The following is an 18,974-nucleotide window of genomic DNA, read 5'->3' as shown; positions in this document are numbered from 1 at the left end:
TTATTAAATTCCTCTACTCAAACAAAATCCACCACCTAAACTACTTTTTTCACCTAAACCAACTGCTAAAGATAAAAAAGCTAATTTTTGAGATATTACATCTTTATTTGGTACAATTCTTAATTTATTACCAATTAATCTTACAATCTTCTCTTTTTTATCTTTTGTAGTTTTAAAATAAATAGATTGAGGTTTTTGATTTTTTAATTCAATCTCTTGAATAAAACTTGTTGATTCACTCACATCTTCTTGATAAAACTGTTTTAATTTTTTTTCCAAATTATTATGAAGTCTTTTTTGTAAAGACAATATATCTCCATTATAATGTAAAGACCAGAAAAGTTGTTTTCCCTTTTCATCTCTTTTATCAGAAACGATAACTGGTGTTGCACTATATAATTCATGAATAAAAAATTGATCAATTACTTTTTTTTGTACATTTAAAACTTTAAGAAAGATATTATTTGTATTTTTACAAAGTAAAATCTCTAATTCATTAATCAATTCTCTATCAATACTTCTAATTACAAATTTATATATTTTGTCTTTTTTATAAATTCTATCACTTTCTGTTGGATAAAAATTACTAAAACAATAGTTATTTATTGATTTATCTTTATTCTCAAGATCTAATCTTTTACTTTGATATATCGTAAAATTTATATATTTTGACAATACATCAAAGCTCTCTTTTAATTCAATAAAATTTTTTAAGTATGCTTCGCATTTTAGTTCAAATATTTTCATTTAAAACTCTTTGTTTCAATCTCTTCTGTTAATAAAAAATTGTAACAAACAAATGACTCACAAATGACTCTTTTTTAGAAATTGAAAATCACCACTCTTTTGCTTTTAACTTACAAGCATTAAAATCTTTCTTCCCACTACCAAGTTTTGGTATCTCATCAACAATTTTTATATCAGTAGGAATCATTAATTTATTTTCAAAATTCTTTAATATTTTATCTTTTAATATTAAAATATAATCTTCACTTACATGGGAGATTAACAATACTATTTTTTCACCTTTTTTTTCATCTTCAATACTTGTAACAATAAAATCTACTAAACTATCATCTTTTAAATCTAATAATTTTGATATTTTCTCTTCAACTGCACCAAGACTTATCATTTCTCCTCCAAGTTTAGCGAATCGTGAATATCTATCAACTATAGTTAAAAAACCATCTTCATCAATTTTTCCCTTATCTCCAGTTATATAATAAGTTTTTCCTTTTATAGTTTTTAAAACTTCTTTTGTTTTTTCTTCATTTTTTAAGTATCCCTTCATTACTTGAATACCTGAGATTAAAATCATTCCTTCTTCATTTGGTTCTAATTCTTTATATGTTTCTGGATTTACAATTTTAATTGTTGTTCCTGGAATTGCCATACCAACTGTTCCTGTTTTCTGCCCAACTTGAACAGTAAAATCAGAAGCTAAAACATCAGGAAGATTACAACTTGCAACTGGTGAAGTTTCAGTTGCACCAAAACCTTCAAGAATATCTTTTCCAAATCTTTTTTTGAACTCAAACTTTACATCTTCTCGTAATTTTTCAGCACCTGCAACAACTAGTCGTAAACTCTCAAACATCAAAGGATGAATTTTTTGATTTTTTGCATATAATCTAAAGAAAGTTGAAGTTCCACACATTATTGTTGCTTTATAAGAACTTACTAATTTTGCAATTCCTAATCCATCTGTTGGATCTGGATGAGCAACACATTTTATACCTTCAATTAATGGTAAATATGTTGTAACTACTATTCCAAAAGCATGAAATAATGGTAAAGAACCTACTATTGTATCTTCATTACTTACATTTATAATATTTGCTATTTGTTGTGCATTTCCTAAAATGTTATCACCACTTAGTTCTACACCTTTTGGTTTTCCTTCACTTCCAGAAGAGAACAATATCATTACCGTGTCATCTTTATTTGTTTTTGTTAAATGTATCGATTTTAAAATACAAGCAGGTAAAAATTTAACACTTAAATATGTAAATAAGCCTTTATTTTTAGAAATCTTAGTTTTTAATTCCTCTAAATAAATTACCTCAACCAATTCTAAAATCTCTTTTATATTTATACCTTTTGATTCAAGTTTTTCAACAAATTTTTTTGAAGCTATTATTGTTTTTATTTCTGCTAATTCAATAGAAGATTTTAAAGAGTTTATCTCACTTGTATAGTTTAGATTTATTGCTGTTTTTCCCATCATTAATACTGTGTAATTTATAAATGCACCGCTGGCAGTTGAGGGAACTAACAGACCTATATTTTGACCTTTTATCTCTTTTTTCAATAAATCTTTAAAAAGTATTGATGCAGTTAAAAACTTACTTCCTGTCATCTCTAAACCTGTTGAATCAGCAAAAACAATCTCTGAAGAAACTTCTTTTAATCTATCAAATATAGTTTCATTTAAAGGTTTTAGATTTCTTATATGCTCTTTCCAAGATTTTGAAGATAATTCAAAAACCTCTTTTTTTACACTAACAATATTTGCTCTTTCTTTCGTCATACTTCTTGCAAAAGATACCGTAACACTATTAGTTTTCTTTGATTTTTTGAACTTTTTATTAGCTCTACTAAACATAGATTCCCAAAGTCCTCTAATATAAAAAGGAATAACTTTTATCTCTGTTTGTGTCAACTCTAATGCTTTTTCAAAACCTTTTTTAAACTCCCCTAAATGTCCGTTTCTTGTAATACTTCCTTCAGGGAAAAGTACAACAACACTACCATTGTCCAACTCATTTGCAATAAGTTGAATAGTTGATTTACTTGAAGCATTTGATATAGGAATTGCTTTAAACATTTTTAGTATCCAAGTTATATACCATTTGCTATAAATTGTTTTATCCATAACAAACTTAACTTCTCTTGGAACTGCCATTAAAATTATTGCCCAATCAAGCCAAGAAATATGATTTCCTAAAAGTAAAACTCCTCCTGATGAAGGTATATTTTTTATTCCATCAACTTCTAATTTATATTTTAATCCCACAATACTTTTTAAGAATAGTAAAATCAAAGATTGAGGTAATTTATAAATTGTATATGCTGTTCCTATTACAATTATTAGTAATATTAAATATATAGTTTTTAATGGATCTAAATCAAAATAAGATACGATTGTTGTCATACAAAGCATTAAAAACATAGATAAAGAATGAAACCAATTATTTCCTGCTAATATTGTTCCTAAAACCTTTTTCTTTGCATTAAATTGAATTAAAGCATTTAATGGAACAACAAACATTCCACCAAAAACTCCAAACATCAAAAATGAAATTGCCAATAAAAATGGAGTTTGAACAACTGTTGAAACATATAAAGAAAAAGCCATACCAAAAGATGCTAAAGGAATAGTTCCTACTTCAATATAATGTTTTGATATTCTTGAATATAATACTGAACCTATAGCTATTCCAATTCCAGAAGCTGCAATTACTCCATTTATTAAAAACACATCTGTAATATTTAAATATTGTTTTACAAAAGATGGGAAAACAGCCATTGTAGCTTGAGAAACTCCCCAAAATACAGATAAGCCTATAACTGATAAAAAAATCACATCATGTGAAAAAATCGTTCTTATATTTTTAACTAATAACTTACCTTTAAAAAATTCATCTTTGTCTAAAGTCAAATTTTCATCTTTTACATAAACTGTATTTATTCTTCTTAAAAATAAAAATGAAACAACCATTTCTAAAAAAGCAACTGGTAATATATAGTAAGTCAATGGCAAAATTGCAGTTAATAGTTCTTCTTTTGAAGTTAAATTTTGAAGATTATTTACATTGTAAAAATTTTCAAAAACAAAAGATGCAACACCAATTGAAAATAATATAGCAATTATTGAAATTGCTTGTAAAGCAGCATTTCCACGTGAAAGATTTTTTTTACCATAAATATCAAGAATAAGACCAAATTTAGCTGGAGAATAAATGGCACTTTGAACAGCCAATAAAACTAAAGAGAACATTGCAAAATAAAAATTTTCACTCATATATGAAATTATCATCAAAACTGATAATAAAAAAGAGGATAAAGCCCCATAAACCATAATATTTTTTTTATTATATTTATCAGATAAATATCCACTTAGAGTAAATAGAAGTAAAAATGGGATTATAATCATTGCATTGATTACTGAAATCCAAATTACTTGTGTTGTTCCATCAAAAACTTTGAAAGCAATATTTTGTAGTAATACTTTATGAGCAACATCAACGACAGCATTACAAAAAACCACAAATAAAAATGCAATTTTTATTGATAAAAGATTATTTATTTTTGTCATTAGTTATCCTATTTAATTAAATTGATTTAAATTTGTTTCAAAAAATTCTTTTAAATTTTCATTTAATATTTGAGAATTTTCTGGAATACTGATTTGCTCACCTATAAATACTTGACAATTAAAAGGAACAAATAAAGCTTCTCCTTTTGGTAAAGAATTACCTAAACCTTGCATTGCTATAGGAGTAATAGGTATATCTTTTTTATCTTTTAATAAATAATATAACCCTTTTTTTAATCTTGTCATTTGTTCTGGTTTTCCCCTACTTCCTTCTGGAAATAATATTAAAATATCTCCATTATCTAAAGCTTCATGTGGCTTTTTAAATAACTCTTCTTGGGAACTCGCACCCGTTCTATCTAAAGGAATTATTCCTATACAATAAGTTGAAATCCAAGATATAAATTTATTTCTCATAAAATAATCTGCTGCTGCAACTGGACGAATTTTATCTATCATAGACAAAGGATATAGACTCATAATTACTAAAGTATCTAAATGACTATTATGATTAGGAGCAATAACAGCTCCACCCTTTAAAGGTAGATTTTCTCTTCCTCTAATATTTAATCCTAAAATAACAAATACAATAGGTTTTACTATAAAAGCAAAAAATAAAATTTTAATAACTCTTTTCATATTAATAACTCACATAATATAAAAAATGGAAAAATGCTGGTGCTGTATACATTAAACTATCAATTCTATCTAAAATCCCACCATGACCAGGGATAAATGTACCTGTATCTTTTATTCCGATATCTCTTTTTACACTTGAGATTACAACATCTCCAAAAAATCCGATACAAGAGATAATAAATCCTGCAATAAATCCATAATACATATCTAAAGGTGTTAAATAAGGTGCAATTATTCCAGAAATTAATGTAACACTAAAAACTCCTCCTAAAAATCCTTCCCATGTTTTATTTGGACTAACTTTTGGAATAATCTTATGTTTTCCAAATAATTTTCCAAAAACATATTGTGATACATCATTAAACTGTGTCATTATCAATAAAAATAAAACTGGACCGATATTTCCAGCTAAACTATTATGAACTGGCAATGCCATAAGATAAGCTATATGACTTATACTAAAAACTGTTAACATTGTTGCCCATTGGATTATACTTGCTGATTTTATAAAACCATTTGTTTCTCCAATTAAAACCAATCTTATAGGTATAAATAAAAACAGATAAACAGGAATGAAAATTATAAACATTCCATACCAACCAATACTAATCCAATAATATTGCAAAGGAATAGATAAATAAGCCCAGAAGATTGCTCTTCTATCTACATATCTAACAGAAACAATTGATAAAAACTCTTTTAGAGCTAGAAATGATAAAAAAGCAAAAAATATTAAAGCAGATTTTAGACTAATACTTAATGCTAAAAAAACAATAGCAATCATCCACCACCAAGATTTTATTCTTAATCCTAATTCATTAAAATCCTTATTTGGATTTTTAACTTTTTTGTATTGATATATCAAAGTTGATATAACTAAAACAACAATGGTAAAAGCCATTGCATACAATGAATTTTGTGCAATATCAAACATTATTTTCCTTCTAAAGTGTTGTAAATAGTTTTTGTTCTATTGATTATTGTTAAAAATGAACCAATTGTTATGATAAATAAAGTAACAGTTAAAATATAATCTGAATTTAAATATGAAAATTCAAATGGAGTTAATATTAAAGCTGTTGTCAAAATAGCCATTCTATGTTGTTTTGCCATTGGTCCTTTAAAGCAACTTCCAGCTTGCATACTTGCTCCTAAAACTCTTACATAAGCTGTTAAAGCTGCAAAAAGTGCTGCTAAATATCCAAGTTCTATTCCAAAAGAAATATTTGCTATTGAATATCCTAAAGCTATAAAAAGTAAACTATCAGAAACTCTATCTGGAATATCATTAAATAACTCCCCTGATTTTGTACTCTTACCACCTTCAAGTGCAACCATTCCATCAAATAAATTACATAATAACCTCATTTGTATAAATAATGCAGCTAATATTGGTGAAATCCAAATAGTAAAAAAATTATCATTTGAAATTGACAATATAAAAATTGAAGCTATAAAAGAAGCTACAATACTACCTATTGATATTTGATTTGGAGTAATATCCTTTTTGCTTAAATAACTTGCGAACTTTTGACTCCAAACACTTCCTCTAACTTTTAGTGGTCTTCTGTTATTATTTTCCATATTTTCCCTTTCTTAATTTACTTTTGATACTTTTTTTGCCATAAAAACAGAAAATAGTAAGGAAACTATAACTGTTGGTGCAATAGTATAAAAAATATTTTGTGTATTTATCAATAAATGTCCTATAAAAACTATACTTGAAGTAATCATTACAGTTAATATTGCAACAACATAAGCTGAACTATTTATAAATAATCTGTTAAAAAAAACTATTAAATGAACCATAAAAATTGTTATTAAAAAACTAGCTATTCCTTGAAAAAAAGATGAAACAAATCTATTTTCATCTTTTATATTTATAAAATACGACCAAGTTCCCCATAAAATAAAAGCAAAAATTGCTGATATATATTTCTCTTTTTTCATTATCTAGCCTTTTTAAATTCAATAATAGTATGTCGATTGAAAATATAAGGTTTAAATGAATTAAGTATATCAAGAACTAAAACCTCAGGTAAATATCCATTTTTTTCTAAAACTTTACTTGTTAACTCTTTTTCAAGTAATGCAAGTTTTTTACTTGTATTTACATATTCACTTATAAGTTCCGTTGAGATGTCATATTTTCTTAACTCATTGAAAGTGTTTAAAACTTCTATTTCTGTTTTAAAATATACTTCTTTATCATCTAATAAATCAAGTTTTATAGCTTCTTCTATATTTTGATTTATTAAATCTTTTTTTAAAACTGGGTTTTTAATCTCATTACTTAACATTTGAATTGATTGTAAAATTAAATCTGATCTGTCATCAAAATTTATTTTGTAATAATCAAAAAGTTCTTTTATGTAATCAATTGAAAAATTTAGGTTATCTTTGAAGTATTTAATTAGATTTAAAACTGTTATTGTGATTTCAGGATAATATTTCATATTTTTTGATGTACTTAAAGTGTTTGGTAATAAACCTTTTTTATCATAAAATGAAATCGTATGATTACTTAAAGCTGTTAAATCAACCAATTCTGACATTTTATAATAGTTTTTATTCTCTATTATTTTCATAATTTTTCCTTTAAAGTATAAAGTTAAACTCTTTACTTTTGAAAGTTTATAAAAATTAATTTAAAAAGTCAAGAGTTTAACTCTTTACTTTTTATTTATCAACTATTAACCACTTATTAGATAAAATCTGATTATCTATCAAAATAAAAAATAATCATTATTAAGGAATTATATGTACCAAACCATGAAAAAAGAGTGGTTTTCAAATATTAGAGCTGATTTTTTATCAGGTCTTGTAGTTGCACTTGCACTTATCCCTGAAGCAATTGCTTTTTCTATTATTGCAGGAGTTGACCCAAAAGTTGGACTTTATGCTTCATTTTCTATGGCAGTTGTTATTGCATTTGTGGGAGGACGACCTGCGATGATTAGTGCAGCTACTGGTGCTATGGCTCTTGTGATGGTGACATTAGTAAAAGAACATGGATTACAATATCTTCTAGCTGCTACACTTTTAACTGGTGTAATTCAAATATTTTTATCATATATTGGTATTCATAAACTTATGAGTTTTGTTGCACGTGCTGTTGTTGTTGGATTTGTAAATGCGCTAGCAATCTTAATTTTTATGGCTCAATTACCTGAACTAACTAATGTAACATGGCATGTTTATGCTTTAACTGCTGTTGGTCTTGGTATTATTTATCTATTTCCTTATGTTCCAAAAATTGGAAAACTTTTACCCTCTCCTCTTGTAACAATTGTAGTTCTTACTATATTTGTATATTTTGTTGGTTGGGATGTGAGAAATGTTGGAGATATGGGTGAATTACCAAACACTTTACCAATATTTTTATTTCCAGAAATTCCTCTAAATTTTGAAACTTTACAAATCATTTTCCCATACTCTTTTGCTTTAGCAATCGTTGGACTTTTAGAGTCATTTATGACGGCAACCATTATTGATGATTTAACAGATACTAAAAGTAATAAACAAACAGAAGCCAGAGGTCAAGGAATCGCAAATATAGCAACAGGTTGTATTGGTGGAATGGCAGGTTGTGCTATGATTGGACAATCTATTATCAACTTCAAATCAGGAGGTCGAGGAAGATTATCTACTTTTATTGCCGGTTTTTTACTTTTGATAATGGTTGTATTTTTAAGTGATATAATTTCTATTATTCCTATGGCTGCATTAGTTGCTGTTATGATAATGGTATCTATTAGTACATTTAATTGGGCTTCAGTAAAAAAGTTAAAAACACTTCCAATTTCAACAAATCTTGTAATGTTATCAACAGTTTTTGTTACAGTTTATACACACAATCTTGCTATGGGAGTAATCACAGGAGTTTTACTTGCTTCTTTATTTTTTGCAAATAAGATTTCACACTTTATGTACAATGAAACTTTTTATAATGAAAATAAAACAATAAAAACTTATAAATTTGTAGGGCAGGTATTTTTTAATAGTGCTGATAAGTTTTATGAAATGATTGATTTCAAAGAAGATATTAAAAAAGTTATCATTGATGTTTCAAAAGCTCACTTTTGGGATATTTCAGCTGTTTATGCTTTAGACAAATCAGTAATTAAACTGCGAAAAGAAGGTAAAGAAGTTGAAGTTATAGGACAAAATGAAGCAAGTAAAACTATCATTGATAGATTTGGAATTCATGATAAACCAGAAGAGATAGAAAAAGTTATGGGTGGTCATTAAAATAGAGAAATTTTTCTCTATTTTTGATTTCCCAAAAGTATAATACAAACTCCAATTAAAACGACAAAAGAACCTAATAAATCCCATCTATTAAACTCTTGTTTTTCCACAAAATATAACCAAAGTAAAGATGAAACAATATAAATTCCACCATAAATAGCATAAGCTCGTCCAGCAAACTCTAAATTTACTCGTGTTAAAGCATAAGCAAAAGCAATCAAAGAAAAAACTCCAAGAATTAAAAACCAATAACTTTTGCCAAGTTTAAAATAAACCCAAAAACTATAACAACCAAGTATCTCAAAAAAAGCTGCTAAAAAATATAAACTAAACTCTTTTATCAAGAATATCCTTCAAAACTTAATTATTATTTGATAATATTTTTACAATATCCTCAACATTTAGCTGTTTTCCACTACTTCTCACAACTCCATCAACAACGAGTGCTGGTGTACTCATTACACCATAATTCATTATTTCAACTATATCTTCAACTTTTTTAACTTCATGGAAACCACCAATTTTTGCAACTGCTTGTTTCACAGCTTCTTCTAAAGCTTTACATTTTGAACATCCTGTTCCTAAAACTTCTATTTTCATTTTTTCTCCTATAAAATAGTATTAAATAAATAACCTGTTATTAAAATAGAAACTCCAACTATTCCAAAAAATATTGAAATAAGTTTTATACTTAAAACTCTTTTTAAAATCATAGCTTCAGGAAGACTAAGAGCAACAACAGCCATCATAAATGATAACGCTGTTCCTAATAACATTCCTTTTTGTGTTAAAACCTCAACAAGTGGTAAAATTCCTGCAGCATTTGAATACATTGGAATTCCCATAATAACTGCAACTATTGGAGCATACCAAATATCTCCACCTGCGTAAGTACTTATAAAATCTGCTGGAATATAGCCATGAATAAATGCTCCTATTCCAACACCAATAATTACATAAAGATAAATCTTTTTAAATATATCAATTGTATTTTCCCAAGATTCTTTCAATCTTTGCTTAAATAAAGTTTCATCACTATTTGAGCTATTGCAACAGTTATTCATAGGTTTAACTTCTATTAAAACCTCTTTTTCTAGATTCATACTTCCTATTACAAGACCTGAGATTATTGCAATTAGCAGACCTATTCCCACATATAATAAAGCAATTTTCCAACCAAAGAGTGAAAACAACATTGCAATTACAACTGCATCACTTAGTGGTGCAGAAATCAAATATGAAAATGTAACTCCTAAAGGAATTCTTGCTTGTAAAAATCCTAAAAAAAGAGGTATTGCACTACATGAGCAAAATGGAGTTATTACTCCAAAAATTGCTGCAAGTATATGTCCTACGATTTTATGCTTACCACTTATATAATCCCTTGCTTTTTCAATAGGAAAATAACTTCTTAAAAGTGTAACTATATAAATAATAGAGATTAATAATATAAAAATTTTAATTGTGTCGTAAATAAAGAAATTTAATGATTCACCTAAATGACTATTTTTTACAAGACCTAAAATATTAAATACAAAAATTGAAGTTAAATTTGCAAGCCAATCAAACATCTATTTCAAAGCCTCTATAATTCTTGGAAGTAAAATTTCTTCTATCTCTTTATATGTCTCTTCAAATGCTTCAAAACCTTTTCCATCTGGATCTTCAAATCCCACATGAATTTTTTTGATTGGTTTTGGAAACATTGGACAAGTTTCATTTGCATGGTCACAAACTGTTACGATTAAATCATAATCATTGTCAATTACTGCATCAAGTGTTTTAGAGTGATACTCTTCCTTCCAAATTCCTTTTTCTTCAAGAAGTTTTTTTGCATTTGGATTTACTTTTCCACTTGCTCGCACTCCACTACTATCTGCACTAATTCCATCTAATTTAGCATTAATCAAAGCTTCAGCTATAATACTTCGACAAGAATTTCCTGTACATAAAATTAAAACTTTTTTATTCATTATTTTTCCTTTTAAATTGATAATAAAACTATTAATAAAACTGGAGGAGTTATAATAAGTCCAAATCTACTATATTCCCAAAAGCTAATTTTTACACCTTTTTTTGCTAAAACATGAAGCCAAAGAAGAGTAGCTAAACTACCAAATGGAGTCATTTTTGGTCCAAGGTTACACCCAATAACATTTGCATAAATCAATGCTTGATTTGAAATATCAGTTAAAGCTATATCCATAATCATTACTGTTGGCATATTATTCATAATTGCACTTAAAAATGCAGCTATAAATCCTGTTCCAACAACAGCAACCATATCACCTTTTGTTGCAAGATATTGTAAAATTTGACTTAATTCATCTGTCAATCCTGCATTTTTTAAACCATAAACAACAATATAAAGTCCAATACTAAACCATACAACTTGCCATGGTGCTTCTTTTATAATATGTTTTGCTTTTACAGTTTTTGAAATAGTTGCAATTATTAAAAATATAACTGCTCCACCTAAAGCAAAAATAGAAATAGGTAAATCGTAAGCATCTCCTAAAAAATATGCACATAATAAAAAACCTAAAAAGAACCAAGAAAAATAAAAAAGTTTCATATTTTTGATTACACTTTTTGGCTCTTTTAACAAAGTTATATCCACAGTTTTGGGAATATCTTTTCGTAAAAGTAACCATAAAAAAACTATTGAAGTGATTACACTTACAATAAATGGAATTATCATATTAAAAAAGTATTCCACAAATCCAATACTAAAATAGTTCGCTGTTACTATATTTGTTAGATTTGAAAATACGAATGGTAAAGAAGCACTATCACTTATAAATCCACCTGCAAGTAAAAAAGCAACTATTGTTTTTGTATTTAGTTTTAGTATTCTCATTTTTGCTAACAAAATTGGAGTTAAAATTAACGCTGCTCCATCATTTGCAAAAAGTGCAGAAACAAAAGCCCCAAGTAAAATAGAATAGATAAACATCAATATTCCATTTCCATTTGAAAACTTTGCCATTTTAAGTGCAGCCCACTCAAAAAATCCTATTTCGTCTAAAATCATAGATAAGATTATGATTCCAATAAATGCTAAAGTTGCATCCCAAACTATATTTGTTACAGCAAGTACATCATCAAAATTTACAACTTGAAAAATCAAAGCAACAATTGCACCTAAAATTGCAGTTGTTCCAATTTGTAAACCTCGTGGTTGCCAAATTACAAATATCAAAGTAATCAAAAAAATTAAACTTGCAATTAACATCTATTTTTCTTCATGCATTTCTAAAATCTCTGATTTTAAAGTATAAATATAAGAATCAACTTCAATTTCATCAAATCTTTCTACTGTTACAGCTGTTCTTTCAAACTCGGCACCTTCAAACTCATCTAAACTATCCCAATGATTTATAAGGTTATCTGAATAAAATAAAAATCCATGAATAGTATCCTTTCCAGCATCAAGCCTAATCCCAGGATAACCCATACTTGCACTCCAACCAGCATCTATTAATTTTCCATTTACAGTTGCAGGAACAAATTTCCCAACTATATTTTCTAATACATAAGCATTTGGACAATTTGGCATTAGTGTTCCATATACAAAAAGTGTCTCTTTCAATTTTATTCCTTAATCTCACAAACTTTTTTTAGAGTTGGCAACTCTATTTGAAGTGTCATTATCTCTTTTATACAACTTTGTCTAAACTCATCTAAAGGTGAACGAATACTATAATAAGCCCATCTTCCATCACGTTCTAGTTTTAAAAATCCAGCTTCTTTTAAAATCTTTAGATGACGTGAAAGTCTTGATTGAATCATTTCAAATGAGTTTTCCAAATCACAAACACAACATTTTCCATAAATATTTATGAACTTAATTATCTTTACTCTTGTCTCATCATTTAAAGCACTAACTGTTTTTAAAAATATATCCATACTTGCTCCTTGATGATTTTTGAAAGTTTAACATAAAAATATTAATATATCAACATATCTTGATATATTAATTATAAAAATAGTAATTACTTAAAAAAAGTAATTACCATTGGAAGAAAAATTGCAGTAAATATTCCACTTAAACCCATTGCAAGTGCTGCAAAAGCTGCTGCTTTTTCACTTATTTCTATTGCCCTTGCAGTTCCAATTCCATGTGATACAAGTCCAAGAGCAAAACCTTTTGAAGTTTCATATTTTACTTTAAAAATTTTAAACACTATTGTTCCAAATAAAGCTCCAACAATTCCTGTAATTAAAACAAAACCAACAGCAAGTGAAGGAATAGCTCCAATTTGTTCTGAAGTTATAATTGCTATTGGAGCAGTTATAGATTTTGTAGTCATTGATAAAATAGTTGGAAGATGTGCTCCAAAAATATAAAGTAAACTAATTGCAATCACTATTGAAAAAACACCAGCTATAAATAGAGTTAAAACTATTGGTAAAAAAAGTGATTTTATATATTTCAAATTTTTATAAAGTGGAAGAGCAAGTGCAACTGTTGCAGGGCCTAAGAAAAAATGAATTATTTCAACACTTTTAAAATACTTTTCAAATGATGTATTTGTATAAACAATCAAAGATAAAATAATCACATAAGCTATAATAATTGGTTGTAATAAAGTATGTTTATTAAACTTTTCATAAATTATTATTCCTAATTTAAATGCTGCTAAAGTTATAATTAACCAAGTAAGTGGTGTAGAACTAATATAGTTTGTCAATGCTTCATAATTCATCTTTATTCACCCTTGAAGTTAGAAAATCCATAAATTTAGCTGCAAAAACTAAAGCTATTAAAGTTCCAAAAAACAGAGCTATAAATATAGCCCAAAACTCTTTTGTAATAATATCTATTTGAGTAATTATTCCCATTGCAGCAGGAATAAAAAGTAATGGAAGATATCTTAAATGAAGTGCAACTGCATTATCAAGACTTATAAAACTTCCTTTTCTAATCAATAAAAAAAATAACAATAAAACCATTCCAATTACAGGTCCAGGAACTAATAACTCAAAGAATTTAGCTATACACTCCCCTAAAAATTGAAATACTAATAAAACTATAATACCTTTTAACAAATCTATTTCCTTGAATTTATCTTTTAATTAAGTGGATCTTCTCCACTTTGCCATGTGGCTAAATATTTTTCAATTAAATGAAAATCTTCACCTTTATGTTCAGTAAATGTTATATACTGATTTTTTGGATTTATTCCAAAGTTATCTTTAATTACATCCATAAATTTTAAAGCTAATTCTCTTCTTTTTTCAATTGTTCTACCTTCTCTTATATCAAGATTCATCAAACAAATATCATCAGTAACATTTGCTCTTCCAATAGTTAAACTATATTTATCATACTCTCTTAAACTAATAGCAATATGATCTGTTTTTGTATCCATGATTTGAGCAAAACTATTTCTTATCTCTTTTACAAACTCTTCTTTAGTTTCATTTGATACTTTTTTATTCAATTCAAACTGTAAATGAGGCATTTTTTATCCTTTTAGTTTTTAAATAATTGATAAATTGAAGAAAAATCTTCGTCACCTTTTCCTAACATTTTCATTTTAGAGAATAACTCTTTTGGAATTGCTGCACTAAAAAGTGGCTTTTTTAATTCATAAGCTAAATTTTGTAATAAATGTAAATCTTTATTTATTGCATTATTTGAAAAATGTGCAGAAAAATCTTCATCTATCAATTTTTGTGTTTTAGCTTTAAGTACAAGTGATTGACCACCACCAACTCCAAGTATTTCTAAAGCTTTAGATTTATTTATATCACAACTTTCAGCCATTGCTGTACATTCCGCAATTGTGACCATAAATGAACCTAAACAAAGGTTATTTATAAGTTTCATTTTTGTAGCACTTGAAGGTACAGGAAGATAAAAAATCTCTTTTGCAATCTTTTCTAAAATTGGTTTAACATTTTTAAATATTTCTTCTTTTCCAGAACTAACAACAGTTAATTCACCTTTAAGTGCAGGTGCAACGGAACCAAAAACTGGATTTTCTAAATAATTTCCACCCATACTATTAATTGCGTCATGAAATTCTAAAACATCTTTATAATCATTTGTTGTCAAATCTATAATTGTTTTTCCTTTTATTTCATCACATAAAAGCCCATTTTCTCTTGACAAAATATGACTTACTGCATCACTATCAAATAAACACATAAAAATCACATCACTCTTTAAAAGTAGTTCTCTTGGTGTATCAACTTTTTCATAAGGTAAATTTTCTATTTTTTCTTTATTTCTATTATAAACAATTAATGTCTCACCAACATCACTTAATCTTTTACAAATTGCTTGACCTAAATTTCCAAGTCCAATAAATCCTATTTTCATTTATATCTCCCTCTTATCTTTATATATGATTATATTAAAAATTCATTAAGATTACTTTTGTATAATTACCTTTTTAAAAGGGGAAAAAATGAATAAATTTTTAAAAAGAGATATTGCAACATCTTTTACAACATTTTTATTTTTAGTTATGGGAATAACTGGTGTTTTAATGTATTTTCACATTTTGGATAATTATACAAAAGAAATGCATGAAATATTAGGTTTAGTTTTTGTTTTAGTAATCTTCTTTCATGTTTTTTTTAATTGGAAAGCAATGAAAAGTTATTTTAGCAAAAAAGTTTTTTTAAGTGCTGGAATAATAATTTCCATCGTGGCTTTAACATTTATTTTAAATGCAAAAACAGGTGAAAATCCAAAAGCAATATTGATAAATAAAACATTAGAAGCACCCATTGAAACTTCATTTCTGATTTTTAGTAAAAATATTGAAAATGCTAAAGAGAAACTTGAAAAAGCAGGAATAAAACTTGAAAAAGCAAACTCTTTAAAAGAACTTGCTTCAATAAATAAAACTTCACCTTTTGAGATTATAAATATTTTATCTCAAGATAAATAGATAAGAGAAAAACTCTTATCTATTTTTTAAAATCTGCAACAATTTTAGCCTTTAAAGTATCAATTGTAAATCCAAATTCTTTGAATAAATCATTTGCAGGTCCAGATGCTCCAAATGTTTCCATACCAAATACAACATCAGCATACTTGTAGTATTCTAAACCACGCGCTGCTTCTACTGCATATACTTTAGTTTTTGGGTTAATGATTTTTTCTACATACTCTTTACTTTGTTCCATTAATAAATCAAAACAAGGAACAGAAACTACGTTTGCAATAATTCCTTCTTCTTCTAAAGAACAAGCTGTTTGAAGAGCAAGCATTAATTCACTTCCACTTGCCATGATAGTAATATTTGCATTTTCTCTTTGTTTTAATAAATAAGCTCCATTTGAAACATTTCCATAAGCTCTTTCATCTTTTAATACTTTTAAACCTTGTCTTGAGCAAACAAAAGCAGTTGGTGCTTTCATTTTAAGTGCTACTTTCCAAGCTTCAACATTTTCACTTGCATCTGCAGGTCTAAATGTATAAAAGTTTGGTAATGCTCTAAATTGTGATAAATGCTCAATTGGTTGGTGTGTTGGTCCATCTTCTCCAACACCAATAGAGTCATGTGTCCAAATAAAGTGTTGAGGGATTCCTGCAAGTGCAGCTATTCTTGCAGCTGGTTTTAAATAATCACTAAATACAAAGAATGTTGCAGAATAAACTCTAAATAATCCGTATAAATTCATTGCATTTGTAATTGCTGCCATTGCATGTTCTTTGATACCAAAGTGAATATTTCTTCCATTTGGGAAATCACCCATATCTTTTAATTCAGTTTTATTTGATGGAGCTAAGTCAGCACTTCCACCTAAAAATCCTGGAATTGCAAGTGCTATTGCATTTAAGATTTTGTGATTTGAATCTCTTGTTGCAACACTTGAATCAACTTCAAAAGTTGGATAAACAATAGAATCAAAATTTGGATTTTTTAACTCTTCAATTTTCGCTTTTGTTTCAGCTGAAAGTGATTCAGTCCAAGCATTTTGTGCGGTAGAACCCACGATTAACTTATCAAAAGCACCTTTCACATCTGCTGGTACAAAGAATTTTTCTTTTGGATCAAATCCGGCTTTTTCTTTTGATTTAGCAATTTCATCTTCACCTAAAGGTGCACCATGAGAATGATGACTTCCTTCCATAGTAACTGCACCTTTTGCAATTGCAGTTTTTGCGATAATAAGTACAGGTTGAGTTGCATCTTTAGCTGTAACTAACGCTTTATCAATTTGCTCAAAATTATGTCCATCAATTTCAATTACTTCAAAATCAATAGCTTGGAATCTTTTTTTAACATTTTCACTCCAAGCTATACTTGTATCGCCTTCTATTGTAATAGAGTTTGAATCATAGATTATTACAAGATTATCAAGTTTTAGATGCCCTGCTGTTGAAGTTGCTTCATAAGAGATACCTTCTTGTAAATCTCCATCACCACATAAACAATAAACTTTATGGTTAATTACATCACGTCCAAGAAGATTTTGTGCATATTTTCCTGCCATTGCAAATCCAACTGAATTTGCAATTCCTTGTCCTAAAGGTCCTGTTGTTATTTCAATTCCATGAGTATGCCCATATTCTGGATGTCCTGGAGTTTTAGAATGAGTTTGTCTAAAATTTTTCATATCATTTACTGATACATCAAATCCCCAAAGGTGTAATAAAGAGTATACTAAACCTGTAGCATGACCACCACTAAATACTAATCTATCTCTATTTAGCCATTTTTCATCAGCTGGATTTACATTTAAATGTTTACTTAATACTGTTGCAATATCAGCTAATCCCATAGGAGCACCAGGATGTCCTGAGTTTGCTTGTTGCACCATATCAGCTGCTAAAAATCTGATAGTATCTGCTTGTTTTTGTAATAATTGTTTTGACATGATTATCCTAATAATGAGTGAAGTTTTCTAAATTTTTAGGATTATATCTAAAATTGATTGAATAAAAAATGAATTGATTTAGTTTAGTTTTTTGGAATAATTATTTTAAAAAATGCACCTGTTGAAGAATTTTTTGCAGTTAATTTTCCATTCATATTTTTTTCTATTATTAATTTTGACATAAAAAGACCAATTCCTGAACCATTAATTTTTTCATATGTAAAAAAAGGTTCAAATATTTTTTCAATAGGTTCTACTTTTATTCCTTCTGCATTATCTTCTATTGTTGTAACAATATTATTATTTTCTTCATAAATAGTTATTTTTATGTATGGCTCTTTTATATTTCGTTGAACTAATACATCTTTTGCATTGCTAATAATATTAATTAAAACTTGAGAATAATCATTTTTATATCCAATTAATTCAGGATTTTTTTTGATTATAATATCAAGTTTAATACTATTTGCTTTTAATCCACCACTTATAATATTTATTGTTGAATTTATTTGTTCTATTAATTTGAATCTTATTTTTTCTTTATCTGTTGCAAAAAAATCTTTAAAATCATCTATTGTATTAGACATATATTTTGTTATATGATTTAATTTATCTATTGATTCCAAAATTTCTTCCTTATTTAAAGTTTCACCTAATGCAATTTTTGCTTCAATTGGTAGAAATAAAGAATTGATTTCCATCAAAGGTTGTCGCCATTGATGAGAAATATTTCCTAACATTTCACCTAAAGAAGCAAGTTTTGCTTGTTGAAACATCAATTTGTCTTTTTCTCTATTCTTTGCAACTTCTTCTTTTATTCTTTTTTCAAGTTCTTTATTGTGATGTTCTAATTCTAGGAATTCATCAATTCTCGTTTGTCTCATATTTAAAAAAATCCAACTTTATAAAAAATTAAAAGCTA

At 27.2% G+C, this 18,974-nt stretch carries 22 protein-coding genes; 2 read left to right on the top strand and 20 right to left on the bottom strand.

Translation table 11 applies throughout. The annotated features are described in order from the left end of the window. Nucleotides 1–3 precede the first annotated feature (3 nt). The 7 genes from ADFLV_RS01685 to ADFLV_RS01655 all read right to left on the bottom strand — a co-directional run bounded on the left by ADFLV_RS01685 (nt 4) and on the right by ADFLV_RS01655 (nt 7,545). Nucleotides 4–747 carry a CRISPR-associated endoribonuclease Cas6 gene (locus tag ADFLV_RS01685; RefSeq protein WP_014473040.1) on the bottom strand — a complete coding sequence of 248 codons (744 nt, stop codon included), beginning with the start codon at nt 745–747 and terminating at the stop codon, nt 4–6. An 88-nt stretch (nt 748–835) separates the two neighbouring features. Beyond that, entirely contained in the window at nt 836–4,318 is a 3,483-nt protein-coding gene (locus ADFLV_RS01680; protein WP_129010319.1) for an acyl-[ACP]--phospholipid O-acyltransferase, read from the bottom strand. 12 nt (nt 4,319–4,330) lie between these two features. Next, a complete protein-coding gene (locus ADFLV_RS01675) occupies nt 4,331–4,957 on the bottom strand; it encodes a lysophospholipid acyltransferase family protein (RefSeq protein WP_129010318.1) in 627 nt (208 codons plus the stop codon). Nucleotide 4,958: 1 nt separating this feature from the next. Continuing rightward, nucleotides 4,959–5,891: a phosphatidate cytidylyltransferase gene (locus ADFLV_RS01670; RefSeq protein ID WP_014473037.1), complete on the bottom strand. Its 933-nt coding sequence runs from the start codon at nt 5,889–5,891 to the stop codon at nt 4,959–4,961. Next, nucleotides 5,891–6,541 (bottom strand): CDP-alcohol phosphatidyltransferase family protein, encoded by a 651-nt coding sequence (locus ADFLV_RS01665; protein ID WP_129010317.1) that lies wholly within the window; start codon nt 6,539–6,541, stop codon nt 5,891–5,893. Before ADFLV_RS01665 ends, ADFLV_RS01670 begins: the two co-directional genes overlap by 1 nt. A 12-nt stretch (nt 6,542–6,553) precedes the next feature. After that, nucleotides 6,554–6,907, bottom strand: a complete 354-nt coding sequence (locus tag ADFLV_RS01660) for a hypothetical protein (protein WP_129010316.1) — start codon at nt 6,905–6,907, stop codon at nt 6,554–6,556. Continuing rightward, nucleotides 6,907–7,545, bottom strand: coding sequence for a MerR family transcriptional regulator (locus ADFLV_RS01655; RefSeq protein ID WP_129010315.1), 639 nt, complete (start codon nt 7,543–7,545; stop codon nt 6,907–6,909). The genes ADFLV_RS01660 and ADFLV_RS01655 overlap by 1 nt, the downstream gene beginning before the upstream one ends. Nucleotides 7,546–7,717: 172 nt before the next feature. Between ADFLV_RS01655 and ADFLV_RS01650 the strand changes: the two genes are divergently transcribed. Next, nucleotides 7,718–9,208, top strand: coding sequence for a SulP family inorganic anion transporter (locus ADFLV_RS01650; RefSeq protein ID WP_129010314.1), 1,491 nt, complete (start codon nt 7,718–7,720; stop codon nt 9,206–9,208). Nucleotides 9,209–9,225: 17 nt separating this feature from the next. Here ADFLV_RS01650 and ADFLV_RS01645 read toward each other — a convergent pair whose 3' ends face one another. The 11 genes from ADFLV_RS01645 to ADFLV_RS01595 all read right to left on the bottom strand — a co-directional run bounded on the left by ADFLV_RS01645 (nt 9,226) and on the right by ADFLV_RS01595 (nt 15,539). Continuing rightward, complete coding sequence (locus ADFLV_RS01645; protein WP_206731463.1) at nt 9,226–9,552, bottom strand: YnfA family protein; 327 nt, start codon at nt 9,550–9,552, stop codon at nt 9,226–9,228. Nucleotides 9,553–9,568: 16 nt separating this feature from the next. Further along, a complete protein-coding gene (locus ADFLV_RS01640; protein ID WP_129010313.1) occupies nt 9,569–9,808 on the bottom strand; it encodes a thioredoxin family protein in 240 nt (79 codons plus the stop codon). An 8-nt stretch (nt 9,809–9,816) separates the two neighbouring features. Beyond that, nucleotides 9,817–10,779: a permease gene (locus ADFLV_RS01635; RefSeq protein WP_129010312.1), complete on the bottom strand. Its 963-nt coding sequence runs from the start codon at nt 10,777–10,779 to the stop codon at nt 9,817–9,819. Next, complete coding sequence (locus ADFLV_RS01630; RefSeq protein ID WP_129010311.1) at nt 10,780–11,181, bottom strand: arsenate reductase ArsC; 402 nt, start codon at nt 11,179–11,181, stop codon at nt 10,780–10,782. Nucleotides 11,182–11,192: 11 nt separating this feature from the next. Next, nucleotides 11,193–12,443, bottom strand: coding sequence for an arsenic transporter (locus tag ADFLV_RS01625; RefSeq protein WP_129010310.1), 1,251 nt, complete (start codon nt 12,441–12,443; stop codon nt 11,193–11,195). After that, on the bottom strand, nt 12,444–12,800 hold the full coding sequence (locus tag ADFLV_RS01620) for a gamma-glutamylcyclotransferase family protein (protein ID WP_014473027.1): 357 nt from the start codon (nt 12,798–12,800) through the stop codon (nt 12,444–12,446). Nucleotides 12,801–12,802: 2 nt separating this feature from the next. Next, nucleotides 12,803–13,117: an ArsR/SmtB family transcription factor gene (locus ADFLV_RS01615; RefSeq protein ID WP_014473026.1), complete on the bottom strand. Its 315-nt coding sequence runs from the start codon at nt 13,115–13,117 to the stop codon at nt 12,803–12,805. 86 nt (nt 13,118–13,203) lie between these two features. Further along, nucleotides 13,204–13,917: an LrgB family protein gene (locus ADFLV_RS01610; protein ID WP_014473025.1), complete on the bottom strand. Its 714-nt coding sequence runs from the start codon at nt 13,915–13,917 to the stop codon at nt 13,204–13,206. Next, the gene (locus ADFLV_RS01605; protein ID WP_129010309.1) at nt 13,907–14,260 is read right to left on the bottom strand and encodes a CidA/LrgA family protein; all 354 of its coding nucleotides are present in this window, start codon (nt 14,258–14,260) and stop codon (nt 13,907–13,909) included. Before ADFLV_RS01605 ends, ADFLV_RS01610 begins: the two co-directional genes overlap by 11 nt. A 23-nt stretch (nt 14,261–14,283) precedes the next feature. After that, entirely contained in the window at nt 14,284–14,676 is a 393-nt protein-coding gene (locus ADFLV_RS01600; protein ID WP_014473023.1) for a tautomerase family protein, read from the bottom strand. Between the two features lie 11 nt (nt 14,677–14,687). Beyond that, a complete protein-coding gene (locus ADFLV_RS01595) occupies nt 14,688–15,539 on the bottom strand; it encodes an NAD(P)-dependent oxidoreductase (RefSeq protein WP_014473022.1) in 852 nt (283 codons plus the stop codon). A gap of 88 nt (nt 15,540–15,627) precedes the next feature. On the opposite strand from ADFLV_RS01595, the gene ADFLV_RS01590 reads away from it, so the two are divergent. Beyond that, complete coding sequence (locus ADFLV_RS01590) at nt 15,628–16,116, top strand: DUF4405 domain-containing protein (RefSeq protein ID WP_014473021.1); 489 nt, start codon at nt 15,628–15,630, stop codon at nt 16,114–16,116. 19 nt (nt 16,117–16,135) lie between these two features. Here the strand turns inward: ADFLV_RS01590 and tkt are convergent, their stop codons facing one another. Both tkt and ADFLV_RS01580 read right to left on the bottom strand, forming a co-directional pair. Then, entirely contained in the window at nt 16,136–18,052 is a 1,917-nt protein-coding gene (tkt, locus tag ADFLV_RS01585; RefSeq protein WP_129010308.1) for a transketolase, read from the bottom strand. A gap of 83 nt (nt 18,053–18,135) precedes the next feature. Next, a complete protein-coding gene (locus ADFLV_RS01580; protein WP_014473019.1) occupies nt 18,136–18,936 on the bottom strand; it encodes a sensor histidine kinase in 801 nt (266 codons plus the stop codon). Between the last annotated feature and the right edge of the window lie 38 nt (nt 18,937–18,974).

It is taken from the genome of Arcobacter defluvii (assembly GCF_013201725.1).
GTDB classification, from domain to species: Bacteria; Campylobacterota; Campylobacteria; order Campylobacterales; family Arcobacteraceae; genus Aliarcobacter; species Aliarcobacter defluvii.
This window is presented reverse-complemented; position numbering and strand designations above follow the sequence as displayed.